Source organism: Halobacillus sp. HZG1, assembly GCF_035818575.1.
Taxonomy (GTDB): domain Bacteria; phylum Bacillota; class Bacilli; order Bacillales; family Halobacillaceae; genus Halobacillus; species Halobacillus litoralis.
Map to the genome: position 1 here is coordinate 25,383 of NZ_JAYLVQ010000063.1, position 21,272 is coordinate 46,654.

Annotated in this window: 17 protein-coding genes; 4 read left to right on the top strand and 13 right to left on the bottom strand. The window is 44.9% G+C overall.

Annotated features, from left to right (window positions below):
- The first annotated feature begins 97 nt into the window (after positions 1–97).
- Entirely contained in the window at positions 98–1,246 is a 1,149-nt protein-coding gene (locus tag VKA52_RS11730) for a S1C family serine protease (protein WP_326315776.1), read from the top strand.
- Between the two features lie 596 nt (positions 1,247–1,842).
- On the opposite strand, the gene cls is transcribed toward VKA52_RS11730, so the two are convergent.
- The 8 genes from cls to VKA52_RS11770 all read right to left on the bottom strand — a co-directional run bounded on the left by cls (position 1,843) and on the right by VKA52_RS11770 (position 10,688).
- A complete protein-coding gene (gene cls / locus VKA52_RS11735; RefSeq protein WP_160910786.1) occupies positions 1,843–3,285 on the bottom strand; it encodes a cardiolipin synthase in 1,443 nt (480 codons plus the stop codon).
- A gap of 162 nt (positions 3,286–3,447) precedes the next feature.
- On the bottom strand, positions 3,448–3,990 hold the full coding sequence (locus VKA52_RS11740) for a transcription repressor NadR (protein ID WP_160910785.1): 543 nt from the start codon (positions 3,988–3,990) through the stop codon (positions 3,448–3,450).
- A gap of 81 nt (positions 3,991–4,071) precedes the next feature.
- On the bottom strand, positions 4,072–5,529 hold the full coding sequence (locus VKA52_RS11745; RefSeq protein WP_326315777.1) for a glycoside hydrolase family 32 protein: 1,458 nt from the start codon (positions 5,527–5,529) through the stop codon (positions 4,072–4,074).
- A 154-nt stretch (positions 5,530–5,683) separates the two neighbouring features.
- The gene (locus VKA52_RS11750; RefSeq protein WP_326315778.1) at positions 5,684–6,181 is read right to left on the bottom strand and encodes a PTS sugar transporter subunit IIA; all 498 of its coding nucleotides are present in this window, start codon (positions 6,179–6,181) and stop codon (positions 5,684–5,686) included.
- Positions 6,182–6,449: 268 nt separating this feature from the next.
- Positions 6,450–7,634 (bottom strand): methionine gamma-lyase, encoded by a 1,185-nt coding sequence (megL, locus tag VKA52_RS11755; RefSeq protein WP_326315779.1) that lies wholly within the window; start codon positions 7,632–7,634, stop codon positions 6,450–6,452.
- A 73-nt stretch (positions 7,635–7,707) separates the two neighbouring features.
- Positions 7,708–8,901: an MFS transporter gene (locus tag VKA52_RS11760; RefSeq protein WP_326315780.1), complete on the bottom strand. Its 1,194-nt coding sequence runs from the start codon at positions 8,899–8,901 to the stop codon at positions 7,708–7,710.
- Positions 8,898–9,329 (bottom strand): MarR family winged helix-turn-helix transcriptional regulator, encoded by a 432-nt coding sequence (locus VKA52_RS11765; protein ID WP_326315781.1) that lies wholly within the window; start codon positions 9,327–9,329, stop codon positions 8,898–8,900. The genes VKA52_RS11760 and VKA52_RS11765 overlap by 4 nt, the downstream gene beginning before the upstream one ends.
- A 102-nt stretch (positions 9,330–9,431) precedes the next feature.
- A complete protein-coding gene (locus tag VKA52_RS11770) occupies positions 9,432–10,688 on the bottom strand; it encodes an EAL and HDOD domain-containing protein (protein ID WP_326315782.1) in 1,257 nt (418 codons plus the stop codon).
- A gap of 145 nt (positions 10,689–10,833) precedes the next feature.
- On the opposite strand from VKA52_RS11770, the gene VKA52_RS11775 reads away from it, so the two are divergent.
- Both VKA52_RS11775 and rarD read left to right on the top strand, forming a co-directional pair.
- Entirely contained in the window at positions 10,834–12,423 is a 1,590-nt protein-coding gene (locus VKA52_RS11775; protein ID WP_326315783.1) for an FAD-dependent oxidoreductase, read from the top strand.
- A 108-nt stretch (positions 12,424–12,531) separates the two neighbouring features.
- The gene (rarD, locus tag VKA52_RS11780; RefSeq protein WP_326315784.1) at positions 12,532–13,437 is read left to right on the top strand and encodes an EamA family transporter RarD; all 906 of its coding nucleotides are present in this window, start codon (positions 12,532–12,534) and stop codon (positions 13,435–13,437) included.
- 222 nt (positions 13,438–13,659) lie between these two features.
- Here rarD and VKA52_RS11785 read toward each other — a convergent pair whose 3' ends face one another.
- Both VKA52_RS11785 and VKA52_RS11790 read right to left on the bottom strand, forming a co-directional pair.
- Positions 13,660–14,625: an NAD(P)/FAD-dependent oxidoreductase gene (locus VKA52_RS11785; protein ID WP_160910776.1), complete on the bottom strand. Its 966-nt coding sequence runs from the start codon at positions 14,623–14,625 to the stop codon at positions 13,660–13,662.
- A 128-nt stretch (positions 14,626–14,753) separates the two neighbouring features.
- Positions 14,754–17,921, bottom strand: a complete 3,168-nt coding sequence (locus VKA52_RS11790; protein WP_326315785.1) for an efflux RND transporter permease subunit — start codon at positions 17,919–17,921, stop codon at positions 14,754–14,756.
- A 115-nt stretch (positions 17,922–18,036) separates the two neighbouring features.
- Between VKA52_RS11790 and VKA52_RS11795 the strand changes: the two genes are divergently transcribed.
- Positions 18,037–18,882, top strand: coding sequence for a TetR/AcrR family transcriptional regulator (locus VKA52_RS11795; protein WP_160910774.1), 846 nt, complete (start codon positions 18,037–18,039; stop codon positions 18,880–18,882).
- Positions 18,883–18,933: 51 nt separating this feature from the next.
- On the opposite strand, the gene VKA52_RS11800 is transcribed toward VKA52_RS11795, so the two are convergent.
- The 3 genes from VKA52_RS11800 to VKA52_RS11810 form a co-directional block, all read right to left on the bottom strand.
- Positions 18,934–19,389, bottom strand: a complete 456-nt coding sequence (locus VKA52_RS11800; protein ID WP_160910773.1) for a hypothetical protein — start codon at positions 19,387–19,389, stop codon at positions 18,934–18,936.
- Between the two features lie 36 nt (positions 19,390–19,425).
- A complete protein-coding gene (locus tag VKA52_RS11805) occupies positions 19,426–20,646 on the bottom strand; it encodes an NAD(P)/FAD-dependent oxidoreductase (RefSeq protein WP_160910772.1) in 1,221 nt (406 codons plus the stop codon).
- 320 nt (positions 20,647–20,966) lie between these two features.
- Positions 20,967–21,164: a DUF2188 domain-containing protein gene (locus tag VKA52_RS11810; protein WP_089653746.1), complete on the bottom strand. Its 198-nt coding sequence runs from the start codon at positions 21,162–21,164 to the stop codon at positions 20,967–20,969.
- Positions 21,165–21,272: the final 108 nt, after the last annotated feature.

Here is a 21,272-nt window from a genome sequence, read left to right on the forward strand (position 1 = left end):
CAAAGTCATTCCATAACTCTGTCGTAGAATAAAAATTGTCAGAGGGAAACACCAAAGATCAACAGCGAATCTTATTGAAAGGGGCGTCGTTTCTCTAATGTTTGATGAACAGAAGCGAAATGATAAGAAACAATACAAACGTTCCGGTATAGCTTTCAGTGTTTTAGGAGCCATTGCAGCTGTTTTTCTAGTTACCACCGTTTTTCAGTGGCAGGGCATTTCTATAGATATCAATACAGAAAAGCCGACAGCACAAGCCAATGAACTGAATCTCGGGAAAAACCAGGAGGAAGTGACTCAAGCAGTTAATGAAGCTTCCGAAGCGGTTGTTGGAATCAGTAATGTCCAAAATACAGGACAAGGCGCTAAAAAAGCCGGTACAGGTTCCGGGGTCATTTATAAGGAAGAAGGCGGGAAAGCTTTTGTTGCCACCAACCATCACGTCATAGAAAATGCTTCAGAACTTGAAGTTATTCTGAGTGATGGAACAAAAGTGAAAGCCGAATTAAAAGGTAGTGACCCTTTAACAGACCTGGCCGTTTTACAAATAGATAGCGAACATGTGCAAAAGGTTGCTGAACTGGGTAAATCCAGTGACGTAGAGGTCGGGCAAACAGCCATAGCCATCGGTAACCCACTTGGCATGGAGTTCGCAGGATCCGTAACGAAAGGGATCGTCAGTGGTTTAAACCGTAATATTCCAGTCGATATTAACGGTGATCAACAGCCAGATTGGCAGACCGAAGTCCTTCAAACCGATGCAGCCATCAACCCAGGTAACAGTGGCGGTGCGCTCATCAATCTGCAAGGCGAAGTCATTGGAATCAACTCTATGAAAATCGCAAAAGCAGAAGTTGAAGGAATTGGATTCTCTATCCCTATGGACGTTGCTAAACCTGTCATCGAAGACTTAGAGACAAACGGAGAAGTTGAGCGTCCTTACATGGGAGTTTCCCTGCAAGACTTAAACCAAATCCCTAACCCTGTGTTACAACGTGAGCTAGGGTTGCCAGAAGAAGTAACCGAAGGCGTCCTTGTCCAAGGCGTCGAAAAAGGCTCCCCTGCTGATGAAGCAGGACTCGAAAAATACGATGTGATCACCGCCATCGACGGCAATGAAATCGAGTCTCTCATCAGCCTGCGACAGTATCTCTACAACCAAGCACAAGACGGAGATACAGCAGAGCTTAAAGTTTACCGTGACGGCAAACCAACCACCGTCCAAATCACGCTAACCTCTCAATAATTGAACAGATATGAAGAATACGTGATAAAGAAAGATTTAAAAGTAGAAACGCTGATGGGGATTCGACATCCAATAGATACGATCGATCCCCCCTCCAGGTAGCTATTAGATAAAAGAATTCCCTTCAGCCTTTCTCGTGCTACAAAGGAAAACCAATACCAAAACAACCTCTCTCAAAAAGCCCTGCGCAAGATGCGCAGGGCTTTTTAATTTATTCAATTACTTGGCAGGAAGACATGATTTCGAGACTTTTGTTGAGTGGATGGGGACGACGGGTGATGACTCGCTTTCCGTTGGAGCTTGGTGAGCCTCCTCATCCCCCTCCGCCCCTTTGCTATATCAAGGTCTCGAAACCACTTATAGAAACCCCTCATTCCAACTTGGTTGAGGCGAGTAATTGAAGCGCCCTGGGGCAGGTGTTTGTCATCCTACTGCTTGATATATAGCAAATTCTACGTACAGCACAGGGTTAGTGGAGGACAGTCCTTGTGGGCGAAGGGGTTCGTTTCTCCCTTACATAGAAAGGGTGGTTGGAAAGCGAGTGGCTTCCCAACCACCCCTGGCGCTAAACTAAGTAACGAACCCCGGTAAAATAATTATAGAATTGGTGATAATAGCCTTGAGATGGCTTCTTTGAAGCGGATCCATTTCGTCCTGGCATGATAAAGCTTAAATGTAAGCTCAGTCGACTCGACAATGTCCTCATGGAAACGGTCGGCTAATGACTGCGCCACTTCTGGATGATACAAAAAGGCGTTCACTTCAAAGTTCAGACGGAAGCTCCGCACATCAATGTTCGCTGTACCTACCGAAGCTATTTTTCCATCAACGACAATTGTCTTGGCGTGTAAGAATCCTTTTTGGTAGACGTAAATGCTTGCACCTGCTTTTAACATATCTCCAATGTTTGAAAATGTTGCCCAGTACACAAATGGATGATCCGGCTTATTAGGAATCATGATTCTCACATCCACTCCTGACAGGACCGCTACACGGAGCGCATCCAGTAAGCTGTCGTCAGGGATGAAGTATGGGGTTTGAATGTACACATACTTTTTCGCTGAAAGGATCATTTTCAAGTAGCCATGCTTGATTTGCTCCCATTCCGAATCAGGACCACTGGATACGATCTGCATGCCCACATCGCCTTTGGGTTTAGCCTGGTAATACCGCTGCTCATACACAATATCTCTGCGTGAGGCGTGATTCCAGTCGAGGATGAAGCGTGTCTGCATGTTGTTCACTGCTTCTCCTTCCACGCGCAAATGGGTGTCCCGCCAATATCCAAACCTTTTATTAAAGCCCAAATATTCGTCTCCGATGTTGAAACCACCAATATACCCGATTTCACCGTCGATAATTGCGAGTTTTCTGTGGTTTCGGTAATTAATTTTCATATTCACTTTAGGGATAAAGGAAGGGAAAAACGATTCCACTTGCACGCCCGCTTCTTTCAAGCTCCGTATATAGGAACGCTTCAATAATCTTGAACCCATGTCATCATACAAAAGCTTGACTTCCACACCTTCCATGGCTTTCCGCTTCAACACATCTGCCAGGCGGTGCCCTAAGTTATCATCTCTTAAAATATAATAGAGCAAATGAATATGATCTTCTGCTTTTTCAAGATCTTCAATAAGTGCATGAAACTTCTTTTGACCATCTGTAAAAATTTCAACTTGGTTGTTTTGCGATAATAGTGCATCGTTGTTTTTTAGATGCATATAAATTAAATCTTCATATGGAATGATATCTTCATGCTGGACTTTCAACTCGTTATTCTTAATGGCTGTCAATTGTTCCTGGACAGCGGCAAGAAGTCCAAGACGACTTTTTTTGTCCCAGGTGAATATTTCTTTATTGCTGAGCCGGCGCCCGAAGATCAAATAAAGAAAGAAACCTGCGACAGGGATAAATAGTAAAACCATCAACCACGCCCATGTTGCACTCGCATCTCTTCGTTCAAGGAAGATGATGGCTAAGGCAAGCAACACGTTCAAGGTAAGAATGATACTCACAAAAATCGGCAGGATGTTCAACGTGGCCACCTTCCTTTTTCTAACAAGAAATCATGATATAAATATATCATATTCCTTTCGTTCATTGATTAAGACATGCTTCCCATGTCGTCTTTATATGAAATAAGTAAAAAGAGATAAGCTTCCTTTTCAGAATGCCTATCTCTTCTCAAGATATCCCTGTTATTTCGTCATCAATATACCTGCTTCTTCCAATGCCGTCTCTGCCTCATCAAGGGCTTCCTGGCTGTCCGCTGCAATGGTATGCGTATGGATGCCGCCTGTCAATTCGAGTAAGTAAGAGGCTTTGGTGCTGTTCACTTTCTCGATGAATTTCTTTACATCACGGCGATTCGAAATGGTAAGTCTGGATGTTAAATCACCATAAATAGGGTGTTCGACAACGACATCCTGGACATGAACACCATGATCAACCAGAATATTGAGTTCCTGTTCTGTTTCGTCCCCCTGGTGCTTGCATACAATCGTACGTTGATAGGGCAGGTCATCTTTTCCATCCATCATATACATGTACCCTTGACTCGTGGCGACAATCGGCTCATTCTTTGCTTTCAGCAGGGAGACATCACCGACAATGACTTGCCGGGTCACGTTCATTTCCTCGGCAAGAGAACTACCTGTGACAGGCGCACCTTTTTGTTTTAATAAAGCGAGAATAAACTCTCTTCGTTCATTCGCTTTCATCTTTTTTGGAGATTGACTCATAAACATGACCCCTTCGTGCGATTTACATAAAGTTATCTTACCACAATAATAAGGAATTCAAAAAGCGAGCCCCTTTTCCTATTAAGAATACTCATACCCTTTCAAATTCCACTTTTCAACAGAGAAAGTAGTGGATCCTAATGAGGTAAAGAGAATATGCTCTTCCTCTGCTTGAGGATAAATCCTGGAAGTCAGTACCTCTTCCCCTCCATTAATGAAAATTTCCAGTGAAGACTGATCAATAAATAAACGGAGGTTCTTTAATCCGTCCTTCAATTTCACGCGACGAAACTCTGTTTTGGAACGGTCTTCTAAATGCGGTCTTGATAATGTTATGACATGATTTTTGTAACTCAAAGAAGCATACTGAAAAAGTTCGATGGCGAACATATCCTCCAATGATTCAATATCGAGGTTCAGCTCAATCGATCTCCCCTGTACCCCTCTCACGCCTTTTTGATCATTTTCAATCGTAATGGATGAATGCATTAAAACTGGTCCTCGCATTGAGGCAAGCTCAGGCAGAGGGGTTTGTATGATTCTTTCGCCATCCCACTTCAATTCACGCGGGATCGTCAAGCAATGGACCCATCCATGTTCAACCGTGGGATGTGCTTGTTCATATTGCTCCGGGACCCCCATCCAGCCGACAAGGATCCTTCTTCCTTTTTCGTCCGTTGTCGTTTGAGGAGCATAAAACTCGAAGCCTCGATCAAGCTCACGAAAATCTCCGTGTTGGAATGTTTCAGAGCTTTCATCCCATTGCCCAATAAAACACCCGCTCTGATATGTATTTGCATAGTCCATACCATCAGCCTCAAGTCCCTGGGGGCAGACCATAAGCACGTCTGCACCATCCAGTTCGAATAAATCCGGACACTCCCACATATAGCCAAACTCACCCAGCTCCCCTTCATTACTTCCGGCAATAGGGCCTACGTGTTCCCATGAATAAAGGTCAGTCGAACGGAACAATACAGCCTTCCCCTGCTTATCCCCTGTTTGAGCTCCAACCACCATGTACCATAGGTCACCCTTCTTCCATACTTTCGGGTCTCTGAAATGAGCTGTGTACCCTTTTGGTGTTTCAATGATGACGCCTTTTTTCTCAAAATGGACACCATCCCTAGATACAGCAAGACATTGATATTCTGCCTCAGGTCCATGTTCCCCTTCCACATTTCCCGTATAGAAAAGGTGCAATTGATCATCATGCACGACAGCGCTCCCCGAATAAACCCCATCCTTGTCATACCATTCGGATGGAGTCAAAGCCACAGCCTCATGCTTCCAATTCACAAGATCTGCAGAAGTGTAATGTCCCCAGTATTTTGCCCCATGAGCTGTATCGAAAGGCATCCACTGATAAAAGAGATGATATGTCCCTTTCCATTGTATGAATCCATTTGGATCGTTCATCAGACCGACAGGCGGCATATGATGATAATTCTGACGGTACATATCCGCTTCTAAGGTTTGTTTGTGATTTTGTACTTCTGTCTCCACTTTGTTTCGCAGCTCTGTATCACGCTTAGACATCACGCTTCTCCTCCCTTTTCTACTTATCCGTCTTCCTTCTTGCCCCATTATAAAACATCCCACTCTCCTCCGCCATGAAAACTCCCTTTTTCTGGATCATACATCCAGAAAAAGCCTGATGTACACGTTTGGTACATCAGGCCTTGGTCGTCTATTATTTCGTTTTCAGTGTAGCGATGGTAGATTCGCCAGCGTTTGCGCCATCGCTATAGGAAGGATCAAAGTTTTCGACCACATCATCATAGTTTGTAATGACTACAGGTGTAATCGTGCTTTTCGCTTTTTCTTTAACCAGATCCATATCAAACGTAATCAAATGATCACCCGCGTTTACTTTGTCTCCAGTGGTGACATGCCCTTCAAAACCTTCCCCTTCCATCGAAACCGTTTCAAGGCCGATGTGTACAAGTACTTCCACACCTGACTTCGTTTTTATCCCTACGGCATGGTTAGTAGGGAAAAGCTGGACGATTTCACCGGATACCGGGCTTACTACTTTCCCGTCAGTCGGTTCAATAGCTACGCCGTCCCCCATCATTCGCTGACTAAATACAGGGTCGTCCACATCATCAAGGGGAACCACTTTTCCATTTACCGGAGCAACAATTTGTTCCTCCACACTTTTGTTATTACCAAATAGTTTTTTTAACATAACTCCATCGTCCCTTCTATGTTTTTTTAAGCGGCATGCTTGAACTTTCATTTCTCTTCACACTGGTATTACTTTTCCCGATGTGATGATGGATAAACACATATCCGCTAGCTATTGTTCCACTTGAATGTGTGGAAAGGGAAAGACAGCCAGGACGATGGAGCAAGACAAACCATTCCTCACAGCCTCTTAAAGACCGCTAGCAGCATTAAAATGTGAAATCAAAAGAGCCCTATGTACCATAGAGCTCCGGATGATGTATCGGCTCTTATCCTTCTTTCAAAGACTGATTCAGATCTTCCCAAATGTCCTCAACGGATTCAAGGCCAGCGGATAGGCGGATGAGTGTATCCGTAATGCCCATTTCCTGCCTCTTTTCTTCTGGAACGACTGCATGAGTCATGGTGGCCGGATGCTGGATGAGGGTTTCGGCATCACCAAGGCTGACCGCAATTTGAATCAGATGGAGGCGATCCATGAATTGCTGGGCTTCTTTTTTACCTCCTTCTATTTCAAAAGCAAGCACACCTCCGCCTGTTTTCATTTGCTTTTCAACGATGTTGAATTGCTCGTTCCCTTCCATTCCTGGGTAATACACGTGTTTTACTTTTGGGTGGTTATCCAGCCTTTTAGCCAGATCAAGAGCATTTATGCTGTGGCGATCCATACGTACATGAAGAGTCTTTAAGCCCCTGAGTAAAAGCCAGGCATCAAAGGGGGACAGGACACCGCCGATATCTTTCTGTTGAGCCATAGCCAAGTCATCCATAAATTCTTTTTTTCCTACGACCAGGCCTGCAATGACATCTCCGTGACCACCGATGTATTTGGTGGCACTGTGCAAAACAATATCACACCCAAGATCCAATGGTCGCTGGAGGTATGGTGTGCAGAAAGTGTTATCGACAACGACCGGGATGCCATGTTCTTTCGCCACCCGGGCCACCATACTAAGATCGATGATTTTCATCGTCGGATTAATCGGGGTCTCTATAAAGATACAACGGGTTTCCGGAGTGATCTTCGCCTTCACATCTTCCTCTGTTTCCATATAGCTGAAATCATGAGTGATCGCATATTTTTCTTCAAACATCTTCAGTAAACCATAAGTACAGCCATACAGACCGTTCGAACATAATACATGGTCACCAGCTTTAGTGAGTGCTATTAATACGGCGGATACAGCAGCCATGCCTGAAGCGAAAGCCAAACCACGATCGCCACCCTCAAGAGTGGCGATGCGGTTTTCCAACGTCCGCACTGTCGGGTTTCCGAGTCTCGTATAAATGTATCCTTCCTCTTCACCAGCGAACCTTCTTTCACCTTCCGCTGCAGAAGAAAAAGAAAAGGTGGAGGTTTGAAAAATCGGTGTCGTCAAGCTGCCGTCATACTTTCCTGTTTTTTCATCATTATGGATCATTGCTGTTTCTATCCGTTTCTCTTTATTTTTCAAAACGGCCTTCCCCCTTCATTTTGTAAGCGTTTTCAATTAATTGTAACAAAAGAAGGAGAAAAAGACCTCCTTCTTAACTACTATATTCAATCTTATGTTCAGCGTTCGAGCGGACCTTTCTTCCGTGCAGGAGAATATAAAGGAAAACAGCCCCCAATACGACAAAAGAACTGTTGAAATAGAGCGAGGAAAATCCAATACCTGTAGCAACTGCTCCAACAACATAGGATCCTACTCCAATGCCAATATCAAAAATCGTAAAGAAAGTGGCTGTAGCTGAACCTGCTCTTTCCGGTACTTTTTTCAAAGCGATGGTCTGCATACTCGGAACGAGCGTACCCCACCCGAGACCGATCAATCCGCCAGCCAAAAGCAATACAAAAGCCGTGCTGGCAAAACTTAAAACCATCATCCCAGTACCAAAAATAAGAATCGAAGGGATCACAATCACATTTTCACCATATTGATCAAACCACCTTCCGGTAAATGGTCGGGAGACAAGCAGTACAAGTGCATAGACGACGAAGAAATAACTAGCCGCCTCTGCAAGGCCGAGCTGGTTTGCATAGACGGAAACAAACGATAACACTCCCGCGTACGCAAGCGCCATGACGGCGCCGGTCAACGCAATAGGAAGCACAGGTTTTTCTAAAAGATTGTGCATGTTCGGGACTATACTTCTCTTCGCTGGTACAGGAAGAGGGTCGACACGAATCACAAGCCCAGTAAGCAAAGCCAGGACGGACAGGGCGACACAAACGTAGAACATCACGGTGAACCCGGCCGTTTGTATTAAAGTAAGACCCATGAAAGGACCAATCACCATCGCGAAATTCATCGACATCGCAAAATAACCGAGCCCCTCCCCCTTTCTTTGATCTGGAACAACATCGGCAGCAATAGCCCCTAGAGCTGTCGTTCCCATCCCGAAACCGATCCCTTGTATGAAACGAATGGTTAAAAGGGCAGAAAAGGAGTCGAACCATAGATACAAAAAGGAACTTCCTAAAAAGATGCTTAAAGCGATTACGACCACAGGCTTGCGTCCAAAGGATTCCACCCACTGTCCTGAAAGTGGACGTATAAGAATGGCTGCCAGCAGGAAGACCGTAATAATTAAGCCGGCTTCCCCTTCGGCCACTCCAATGGATTCCATCGAATAGATCGGCATCGTCACGAACAAAAGATAAAACACTAAAAAGACGAGAAAATTGCTCGCACAAACATTAAGAAAACTGGATGTCCATAAACGGGGTTCCCTTTTCATTCGCTTCTCCCCCTTTCCTCTTCAATCAGCCGGGAGAGTGTAAGGACATGCTCTTCCAATACCGCTTCCCTTTGATCACCGTAACGTTCTAATAAACGCGCTTCTGCTTTTTGTATAGCCTGCTGCCAAACTGGATAGCGTTCTCTTCCTGATTTCGTCAAGGTTATATCATTCGTGCGTTGATCAATGCTCTTGTTTTTCGCGATATACCCAAGAGCCTCCAGTTTAGCGATAACCCTCGATAAAGGAGGTGCTTCGATATTCAAGCGGTCTTTGAGATCTGCCTGTGTCATCGATCCTCCATGGCTGTGCAATTGGAACAATACGGCCCAGTGAGACATATAAATATCTTCATCCCGCAATCCTTCATTCAAAAATTGATTCACATTTCTCGACAGTTGTTGGATATGGTGAAAAATTAAACTCATGATGTGTGCTCCTTTTCGTTACCTAGGTAACAATATTGACAAAAAAAGGGCTCTCTTGGCGAGAGCATCTTCAGAAATCATAACATGGATTCAACCGTTCCGCTATCTTTCTACCTTCTCGGTGAAATGCTCATGATAGAGCTGTTCAGACCAGGCAATAGCCTGGCCGTACACTTCAAATACTTCCGAATAGGATAAATTCCATTCAGCCAAGTGTTTTTCAAGCCATTCAAAATCTGCCGTTTCCATCGCTACAGCCAAATCCAACACGAGCCGGTACGTATTCTGCTGTCCCTCTAATGCATTCTTTATCTCTTCATCAAGGGGCAGTGAGCCCACCACTTCATGCGAAGGTCGTTGGGTGATTACATCAATCAGCGACATGAATCCGGTCAGGAAATAACCATCCGCCTTCTTTTCCGCCCTGATTCTGACGGCCATCTGTTCACAAAGTTTGGCACGGACAAGACTCGTTTTGATCACAAGCTGGGATTGGGTCGAGGTAACCGCCGTGGTTTGTTCCACTGATAATACGTACAGCCACTTTTTCAATCCTTCGGTCCCTAACAGCATGACGGCTTGTCTGATGGATTGGATCGGTACTCTTGTCCGTTGCTGGGATGAATTGATCAAGCGGAGCAATTTGTAAGTAAGGGCTAGATCCTGTTCCATAATTTCCGTTACTTTTTCAATATTAATGTCGTCATTCGTAGCTGTAAGCTCTTGGATCATTTGAAAATAGGTGGAGGAAAGAAAAGGGATATCCATCCCTTTTACGATCACCGGCTTACTGAAATAAAACCCCTGGAAGAGGGAGAAACCTTCTTCTATGCACCGTTGATGCTCTTCATGGGTTTCCACTTTTTCCGCTAACAACGTCACCCCATACTCTTTCCCTAACTGAATGATCCGGCCCCGGTTCTCGTCTGTCACTTCCCGTATGTCCACTTTTAAAATGTCCACATAATGAAGGAGTTCATACACCGAAGGCCTGTCAATATCGATGACATCATCCAGCGCGATTAAATATCCTTTTTCCTTCAAGGTTCTGCACACTCGGATAAGGTCAAGGCTGAAAGAAACGTGTTCAAGGATCTCCACGACCAGTTGTTCAGAATTAAAGTATTCAGGGACTTGTTCCAGCAGAAGATCCTCCGTGAAATTGATAAAACATGGCTTGTTTTGTGACAAACGCTCTAAGCCGATCGTAACGAAACTGTTCATCAATACTTCTGAGGTTGCCTGACTTCCATCCATAGGAACGAACCGGTTTTCTTCACTGTTCCGATACAGTAGTTCATAGGCAAATATATCATTCTCAACTGTCAAAATCGGCTGCCGCGCCACGAATACTTCCATCCTGCTTACCACCTTCATACGTTTCTTCCCATCTTGTTCAAGTATACTACAAAGCCTAAATGTTGTTAATTTTTCCATGGAAAAATACATGAAACCTTCAGACAGGGAAAGACTGAAAGAAACGAGTCACTCAGGAGGGAAAGTCATGGAACAACACGAGAAATGGACTCAGCCAGAACCCTTATGGCGTGAAAATATGTCACTGCCCACTTTTGAAGCTCTGAAGGAAGATACAACGACAGAGGTGGCTGTCGTTGGTGGAGGGATGACCGGGATTACGACCGCTTACCTTCTAGCGAAAGCAGGGAAAAAAGTAACTCTTATCGAGGCGGACGAGTTATTGAATGGTACGACAGGTCATACAACCGCAAAAGTAACTGCTCAACACGGATTAATCTACCACGAATTATTGAATCATTTTGGTGAAGAGGAGGCATCCCTCTATTACCAGGCCCAAATGAGTGCCTTGCAATCCATGGAAGAATGGATTGATAAATATCAGATCGACTGCAACTGGGTGAAAGAGGATGCCTACCTTTTCTCAACCACTAAGCAAGGTGCGCGCAAATTAAAAAATGAGTATGAAGCCTATCAAAAGCTGGGCATTCCAGGCGGCACAATTGACGCCCTGCCTTTCGAAATGGAAGCTACCCAAGCGCTAAGCATGAAGGATCAGGCCCGCTTCCACCCGATCAAGTACTTAGCTGCTCTCATTGACGAATTCGTTAAAATGGGCGGGGAAATTTTTGAACATACCAAAGCGACAGATGTGAAAGAAAAGGACCGCATAGAGATTCAAACGGGGGATGGGCATACACTTGCCTGTGAGAAATTGGTTTCATGCAGCCACTTCCCTTTTTACGATGGAAAAGGGCTCTATTTCAGCCGCATGTATGCCGAGCGTTCCTACCTCCTTGCCATAGAACCTGAGAAAGAAGTGCCTGAGGGGATGTACTTGTCGATCGATGAACCGAAACGTTCCATCCGCACGGCTGAATACAATGGGAAACCAGTGTTGTTGATTGGTGGAGAAAGCCATAAGACAGGGCAAGGTGTGGATACATCATTCCATTACCATGCTCTCGAGGAATTTGCCGCTCAGACGTTCGGTATTAAAGAGAAACTGTTCCAATGGTCAGCTCAGGATCTAACCACACTTGATAAAGTCCCTTATATCGGACCGATCACACGGAACAACGATCGCGTATTCATCGCTACAGGCTTCCGTAAATGGGGCATGACGAACGGGACGCTTGCAGCTAAACTGATTTGCGATTATGTCCTTGGTGAGGAATCTCTTTTTCACGAACTGTTCAAACCTACACGCTTCAAGTCAGACCCTAGCATGAAGCAGTTTTTATCCCAAAACTTCGATGTTGCTGTCCACTTGGTCGAAGGGAAACTGGAACTTGTAGCCGATCGCCCGAATTCTCTCAAAAAAGGGGAAGGAATGGTCGTCCAGTGGCGCGGTGAAAGAGCCGGTGCGTACAGAGATGATGAAGGCAAGCTCCATGTCCTCGACACGACCTGCACACATCTAGGGTGTGAAGTCGAATGGAATAGTGGCGAACATACATGGGACTGCCCTTGCCACGGATCCCGTTTTTCCTATGATGGAACGGTGGTCGAAGGACCTGCCGACAAGCCTCTAATGAAGATTGCATTGGAAGGGGAACCGGATCACCACGCGCCACTAGGAGAAAGCAGTGAAGAAGAACACGGCGAACAACCTTAATGTGCATGGCCCATCATACGGGCCATGCATTTTTCAAGCTTCCCCTTTCGAACGGTGATATAATGAAGCGGATGAACAACTATCCCGATTTACGAAAGGGTCCTCACCATGATCAATGAACAAAAACTCGGTGTTACCTATGCGGCTGGAGCCTACATATTGTGGGGAGTGCTCCCCATTTACTGGAAGATGATTCAAGAGATTCCTGCTTTTGAAATCCTGGCTCACCGCATCGTCTGGTCCTTCCTCTTCATGGGAATCATAATCATGATCACAAGAAAACAGAAAGAATTTATACGGGAATGCCGGCAAATCGTAAAAAATAAAAAGCAATTGATCGGCATCACCCTTGCCTCCATCACCATCAGCATCAACTGGGTTACCTATATCCTTGCGGTCAATACGGATCACGTCGTTGAAGCGAGTCTTGGTTATTACATTAATCCACTCGTGAGTATTCTACTCGGTATGATTGTCTTAAAAGAAAAATTTTCAAAAGCTCAATGGCTTGCTTTCTTACTAGCTGCACTCGGCGTCATTTATATGACAGTCAACTTTGGTTCTGTGCCGTGGCTTGCTCTGTTGCTTGCCTTCAGCTTTGGATCGTACGGACTCTTGAAAAAACTTGTTCCTTTGAATGCCATGTTCGGTTTGACGATCGAAACGTTGATTGTCACGCCAATCGCTATGGGCTTTCTTCTTCAGCAACAATCAGGCCAATGGTCCACCATAGACTTTTGGTCATGGACGACTGCCATAGTTTTCGGCGCCGGAATCGTTACTGCCATCCCCCTCCTTTTATTTTCAGCAGGGGCAAAAAGAATTCCCTTATCCATGGTAGGGTTCCTCCAGTATTTCGCGCCCACCATCATGCTCATCATAGGGATCTTCCTATATGATGAACCATTTACGGATGTTCACGCCGTATCTTTCACCCTTATATGGGCAGGACTGGCGGTTTATACCGTTACGAGAGTGAAACGATTGAAAAGATACGAAGCGAAAGCAAGTTAAAAAAGGTTGGGTGGCATGTTATCAATGCCGCCCAACCTTTTTCTAGAATGTTTCGGGGCTCCTTTGGCGCGATTCGGGGCTCCTTTGGCGCGATTCGGGGCTCCTTTGGCGCGATTCGGGGCTCCTTTGGCGCGATTCGGGGCTCCTTTGGCGCGATTCGGGGCTCCTTTGGCGCGAAAGGTCATCCTCGAAACGGATGACCTTTCGCTTTGTTATGCGAGCTCACCAACTCAAGTAGGCTGCCGCATCTTTCCCAGATAGGTAGGCACTTTCAAACCGCGTGCGCCCCGCTTCATCATTCAGCCTTAAGAACGCGTCACCGGCAACCACCAGGCGTCCATCACCTGAAAGATCGACATAAGGCTGCCGCATCACTTTTTTGGCCTGCGCGTATCTCCAACGTTTCAATTGTTCGGACTCTAACTGCTTCCAATTCAAATGCCCTGCTGCTTTTTCTTTGATTAAAGACATCACGTAATCTTCACCATAATGCTTACGTGACCACTCTGCTTCCATATAGACACTCACAACCGTATCATCCGATATTCCTTTTTTCCGATGATCCACCATCCGTTCCATCCCTTCAGGAAGGCCCACATCTACATGGCCATCTTCCGGCAAATCCGTCTCTTCTCTGAAATGAAAAATGCCCACATACGTTGGTTCGAAATAAATGTCCTTCAGCTGCTTCAGTTCTTCTTCATCAACCTCCACTTCACTATTCTTCAATAGTTCAATGATTTGCGGAGAAGGCATCGTGAGCAGGACTTTATCTGACTGCCATTCCTTCCCGTCTTCGCTGTAAAGACGGTATCCTCCCTCTACTTCAAGCATTTTGACTACTTTCGTATGTAGGGCAGTTGGAAGGTCTGAGGCTAACTGCTTCGCAAGGCCGTTCATTCCTTGCACAGCGGTGTAACGAGGATACTTTTCCCCGAACCATTGTTTAATCCAGCCTTGTTCTAACCATTCCTGCACCTCATCTTCTAATTCATCTGTTCGTACAGTGAAAAATTGCGCCCCATGATCGGCCCGTCCATCTGCAACTCTCCTCGTTGCCAGCCGGCCACCGACACTTTTACTTTTATCTGTTAACAACAGGCTGCTTCTTCCCTGTTTCTTTAATCTCCTTGCTGCTGTTATGCCCGCCAGTCCAGCTCCTATGATCGTAATTTCATAATGCTCCATCCAAACCCCTCCATTAAGCGATTTATAGTCCATTCCCACAGCCATATAATTAAAAACGATAAACTTTCTACTAATGTATAAAAAAAGAACATCCCCGCCATGTGAGGATGTTCTTATTCTACCAAAATCTATTTCGTAGTTTGTGTCTTTTTCTGTCTACGGAACTTCATTAATATTTCGTACGCGAGCGGTACGATGAGTAGTGTTAGGAGTGTAGAACTCGCTAACCCTCCTATAACCGTAACTCCAAGACCTTTACTGATGATCGAACCACCTTCAAACCCAAGAGCCAGCGGAAGCAGAGCTCCAATAGTGGCAAGAGCTGTCATCAATATTGGACGAAGTCTTGTCATTCCTGCATCAAGTAAAGCTTCGCGTGTAGAGAAGCCTTCTTTTTCTCTATATATGACACGGTCGATGAGAACAATCGCATTGGTTACAACAATTCCGATCAGCATCAAGGCACCGATCATGGCAGAAATACTTAGGGTTTCTCCACTGATCAATAGTCCAAGAACCGCTCCGATAATGGTAAACGGCAAGGAGAATAGAATGGCTAATGGCGCCAGTCCTCCGCCGAAGAATACGACTAGGATCAAGTACACGATTGCGATTGCCGCAAGCATTGCTATACCTAATTGGGAGAAGGACTCATTGATATCCTCTGCCACCCCTCCTTGAGTAATTTCTACACCGGAAGGCGTATCAATCTCCTGTGCTTTTTCATTAATTTCCTGAGAGACAGCACCTACATCATCGACTGTAATCTCTGCACTGACACTTGCATACACGCGTCCATTTCTTCGTGTAATCGTATCAGCTGTTGTCCCCTCTTCAACTTCGACAAGTTCACTGATCGCCACTGTCTGACCCGTTGGAGAAGTGATTTCTTTCTCTGTTAAGTCCTCAATTCCAGCAATATCTTCTTTTTCTACTTCGAGATAGACATTCAATTCCTCTCCATCCCGTTCAATCGTCGTAATCACTGGCTCCTGACGATTTTGTCCAAGCTCCATACCGATTTGTGCAGCCGTTAGGCCTAGCTCACTTAAGCGTTCATGGTCGGCTACAAGCGTGTACTCTTCGTAGGATTCTGAAAGACTGGAATCGACGTTTCTCAACTTCTCTTCTTCTGCAAGAAGTTCTTCTAATTCAGTAACGACCGGTTTGATTTCGTCTGTATTATCTCCGTACACCCGCAGTTCAAGACCACTGCTTGATCCTGCTCCAGAGAAATCCTGACTCATCCATTCGCCATTTTCCGTTTGTTCATTCAGGCTGTCTATGACAGCTTGCGTTTCTTCCGAAAATTCTTCGGTATCATCCGCATATTCCACGTAGAACATCGCCTGGTTGGAAGCCCCAGGGTTCATCGGGTTTTCGCCTCCAACAGAGTATTGAACCGTTTCGGCTCCATCACGGTCCATAAAGAACTGCTGCGCATCTTCAGCAATACGTTCCACGTCTTCTGACGTCTGTCCCGGCTCAGGGCTGAAAGTTGCAATGACCATCTTCTGTTCTTGTTCAGGAAGGAAACTCGTTCCCACAAATGGGAGAAGAGCAATACTCCCGACCAGAACCAAGACAGCCACGATGCTTGAAATGACTTTATGATTCAACGTGCTGTTTAGGATTTTTTTGTAGAAGAGAGCGAGTTTCCCTGCCCCTTCTTCATGTGTACGTCCTTTTATTTTCGACTCTTTTAGTAGAGAGTGGGATAGCATCGGAACTATGGTAACAGCCACAAGTAGAGATGCTAACAAGGCAAAAACAACCGTTAGTGCAAACGGTAGGAATATTTGACCCACTGTACCTTCAACAAGGCCAAGCGGCAGGAATACAGCGATGGTTACAAGCGTCGAAGAAAGGATCGGCATGAACATTTCTCTCGTCGATTCACGAATCAGTGCTTTTCCTTTTAACTTTTCTTCCGATAACGACATCCGCCTGTATATATTCTCCACAACGACAATCGAGTCATCCACCACACGTCCAATCGCAACTGTCATGGCACCAAGGGTCATGATATTCAACGTGATGTCCATCCAGTTCAAGAATAGAATAGCGATCAATAAGGATAGCGGAATGGAAATGACCGAGATCAATGTCGTCTTGATGTTACGTAAGAACAACAAGATGACTAGGACAGCGAAAATCCCACCAAACAATGCCTTATTAAGCATCGTACTGACAGACTCTTCAATCGGCTCGCCCTGGTCGAAAGAATACACAAATTCTATCCCATCCAGGTCTTCCTGGAAAGAATCTGTTTCTTCTTTTACAAGATTTACAACATCAACGGTATTGGCTTCCTGAGATTTGACAATTTGCAGGGATATGGAATCTTCCCCATTCGTACGGGAGATGGATTCAGCTTCTCCAACGACCTCTACATCAGCAATTTCGCCAAGGGTAACCGTCGGGATTCCATCCATGGCCGGCATGTCAGCGGTCGCAGATCCCTGCCCTTGACCTCCTTGCTGAGCTTCAGGAGGGATTTGACCCTCTCCTTGTGAAGGCATTTGTTGACCAGGTTGACTTCCTCCTGCTGAAGGAATAGCAGGAATCTGCAATTCTCTCAACTTTTCCACACTTGTAAGGTTGCCATCAATGACGACAGATTTTTGAGTATCATCAAAAGTGTATAAGCCTAATGGGAAGGAAACGTCCGATCCTTGAATGAAACTCGTAATGGTTTCTTTATCAAGACCCCGCTCATTCAATACTTCTTCATTCAAATCAATGCGGATTTCTTCAAGCTGCTGCCCGGAAACCTGCACATCCGCGACACCTTCAAGACCCTCAAGAGATGGCACGATCTCTTCTTCTACTGTTTTCGTTAATTGTTCAAGTGATCCATCTCCATTGATGGCACTTAAACTCACGACAGGAAAGGCGTTAAAGTTCAAACGTGATACAGAAGGCTCTTCTGCTCCGTCCGGCAAAGCAACCTCATCGACTGCTTCTTGCAATTCATCCTCTGCTTCATCTAAACTTTTATCAAAGCTATATTCCAACTGAAGTGAGGAAGCATTTTGAAAAGAGGAAGAACTGACCGTTTTCACTCCACTCAAATTGCTTACTTGCTTTTCAAGTGGTTCTGATATTTGATCAGCCACCTCTTCTGGTGTAGCCCCTGGATACGTCGTGGTCACCGTAATGATCGGCGGCTCAATATCCGGTATGGTTTCAAGCTTCATATTCAATCCTGCATATAAACCTGCTGCGGTAATGAGGATTGTCATAAGCCAAATCGCAAATTTGTTATTCATCGAAAAATCGATGATTCGTTTCATACTCAACTCTCCCCTTTATTGACCAGTTAGTCACAACACTATAAAATATAAATGACCAACTGGTCAGAGGTCAAGGGAAAACATCAACTTCTCCAACTTTGAAGGAGCGACAACCATGGAACAAAAATCAATATATATTATCGAACAGTCCATCAAGCTGTTTGCTAAAAAAGGATTCAGCTCTACTTCCGTCCAGGAAATCGCAAGCGCATGCGGAATATCAAAAGGAGCTTTCTACCTCCATTTTAAATCGAAAGATGCTCTGCTGTTAGACATATTCAACTATTATTATCAACGGATTCAAACGCGCATTGATGAAATTCAAAAGCTCGATGCGGATGATCGTACGAAGTTTAAGAAACAACTGCAAGTCACTTTTGAAGAACTGGCCAACCACAGAGAATTCATTATTATGCAAATCCGGGAACAAGCCATCCCCTTCAATGAGAATATCGAACAATTTCTTACTCAAATGCGGGTGAACTCTTACCTTTTCTACAAAAGTCACTTGCAAAACATCTATCAGCATCAGGTGGATGAAACCGTATGGGAGGTCAGTCTGATTCTACAGGGGATGTTCAAAGGGTACATGGATCTCATTATTATCGAGGGGGCTGATTTAGACCTCGAGTCGCTGGCAGTCGCCATGTTACGTAGAACGGACTATATTGTAGAAGGTTTTCAAAAGAGTGGTGACCAACCAGTCATAACGGGAAGAACCATGCGGCAGCTCTTACCACCCATGTTCTACGGAGAAGAAAAAGAACAGTTGCTATTAAACTTAGAAGAACTAGCCAATGATGGGGATCAGGAAATGAAAGATACGGTGCATGTCCTGACGGAAGAAATGAAAAGGGACCAGCCCAGGTCTGCTATTCTAAAGGGAATGATGGCAAACCTTGAAGGGGAACCGCTTTTCAAAGAAACCATCGAAAGCATAAAAAAATACTACCAGTTATAAAATCATTTAATAATCATAGTAAAAAGCTCAGGCATAGCCTGAGCTTTTTTATTATACACGCTCTGCTTCCAGTACTTCATCGAGAATTGGATAGACAGCTTCTACGCCTTCTTCTGCTACTAAGCATGCTACACCAAGCGGAGTTTCCCAAAAGGAATCAGGAATATAAGGGTTTTTAAGCCCTGCCGGCTGATAAAGCGAACGATAGATGCGGTTCAAATGCTGTCTGGTTTCTTCAGGGTCTCTTTCTTTTTCACCCCGGGCAATTAAGAACACGTAACGCATGGACTGAAACAAGTTGTCTCCTGGCATGAACGTATATTCCTTGAAGAATTTCAGCTGTTCCTGCGCTTTTTCCTTCAGCCCAGATTGGACCGCAAGATCATCGAGATGCTGTTGTAAATGATTGTACACTTGTTGGAAGACTCTTCGTTTTTCATCCTGCATGACTTTATCATTATAGATTTCCTGCAATTTAGTAAATGCGGTTTCTTTCGTCCATTCCACCTTGATCACCTCATTACCTACATTCGACTTTTCTCCCTAAGATTCCTTTTTAAATCCGAACTGTTCTGCTTCCATTTGCATCGCTGTATGAAGAAGAGGAAAATCAGCCGCATCTTTTTCTAAATGACGGGATAAATTCGGAACAAGTTTGTTCCATACCATTGGATTTGCTGCCATCGATTGAAACAGTGCCACTTCATTATCTGACCACTTTCTTAGGGACTCGACGTAATGAAGAGTCATTTGAAAACCAGGGAGAAGCTGCTCGTCCCTTTTCCGCGCAAACTCTTTCATTGCCTCATCTCTCGGGACTCCCTCATCCATTTTCAAGCAGGCATCGGCGAGTAAAAATGACTGCATAAAGGCATCATTGATCCCCAACCCTGTACTCGGGTCTTTGCTGTGACCAGCGTCCCCGATTAATGCCCAGCCATCTCCATAGGCCGTTCGGAAGAAATTCGGCATGCCTGGTGTTCCTATCATCTTTCCTTGAAGCTTGGCACCTTTCATTCTTTCTCTCATTCTATACATTTGATCAAACGTTTGTTTAAACGAATCTTCCGGATTTTTCATCATCGTTTTGAATTCTTCTGGATGGATTTCGATGCCCAGGCAGTCCCGGTTGGGCTCCATCGGGAAAACAAAACCGATACGGCCTTCATGAAGGAAAATCTCTGTAGCAGGTTCTGATAAGGGGTCTACCCCCTCAAAGTAACCGTAGATGACCGGGCGCAATGGTTTCGTTTCTTCATACTTTTCTGAACCGGCCCAGTGGGCGATGTTTGAGTTTTTCCCATCCGCGCCAACGATTAAATCAGCATAGACATTCTGCGATGCCCCTTTTTCTATTAGACTGAGGCCGACGACCTTCCCTTCTTCCCATATCAACTCTCGTGCTGCCGTTTCAGGTTTAAATTGGACGGAGGGGAAAGTAAGCGCTCGTTCAATCAACATGGAGTCGAGCTTGTCTCTTCTTGGAATGATAGTATAGGATGTTCGCGGTCCTTCTACGAAGCTGCTACCAATATGTGTCCGCATCCTTGTTACTTTTCTCAACCCCGACTCCTCCAGTTGCTTAAGCACGCCCAATTTTTCTAAAAACCCTGTGTGGGACATAAAATGAGTAGACAGTGTATCACTTGGAAAACTGGCTTTATCGACAAGGAGGACTTTCTTCCCCATCTCTCCTAGTAAAATAGCTAAACTTGCGCCGGCTACACGTGCACCGACGATAATGACATCATAATGATGTTTCATGATTGCACACACCTTCACGTAACGTTTACCTCCATCATAACTGGACCACCACAAAAACTCTAGAGTGGCTTGTGATAGATAAGCTCCCTTTAGTTGAAGACTCAGTTTCGAGATGTTCGTGGGATTCCAGGGGCTCCGGGAAAAGGTCCGCTTTCCATGGGGCGGGCGGTGAGCCTCCCGCGGAAAGCGGGTTATTCCCCGCAGCCCCCATCCACTCAACAAACGTCTCGAAACTAAGTCTTCAACAATCCTGTCATATACTTTAACAACTGATCATAGATAATTGCATATAAAAAAACTCCCGCGGTGGGGAGTTTTAATTAGTAAGTGCGCTCTTCTTCAACTTCATGGTTTTGATCCAAGATTTGAAGTTTGCTCGGTTTGTTTTCTTTTGCGATTTCCTCTGCTTTGGCAACCGCAGTATCACGCTCATCATAAAGGTCTGTTGGAGCGACATCTTCGATTTTTACAAACCAGCCAGTTACATCTTTATTAGGTACAACACTATATTGTTTCATGAACTTCACTCCTATCTCATAGACTTAATTATCCATTCCCACAGCTGGGAGGGTTCAAACGTATCAAAATTGTTTGACAATAAGAAAAGACGCCTTTATAATTTCAAA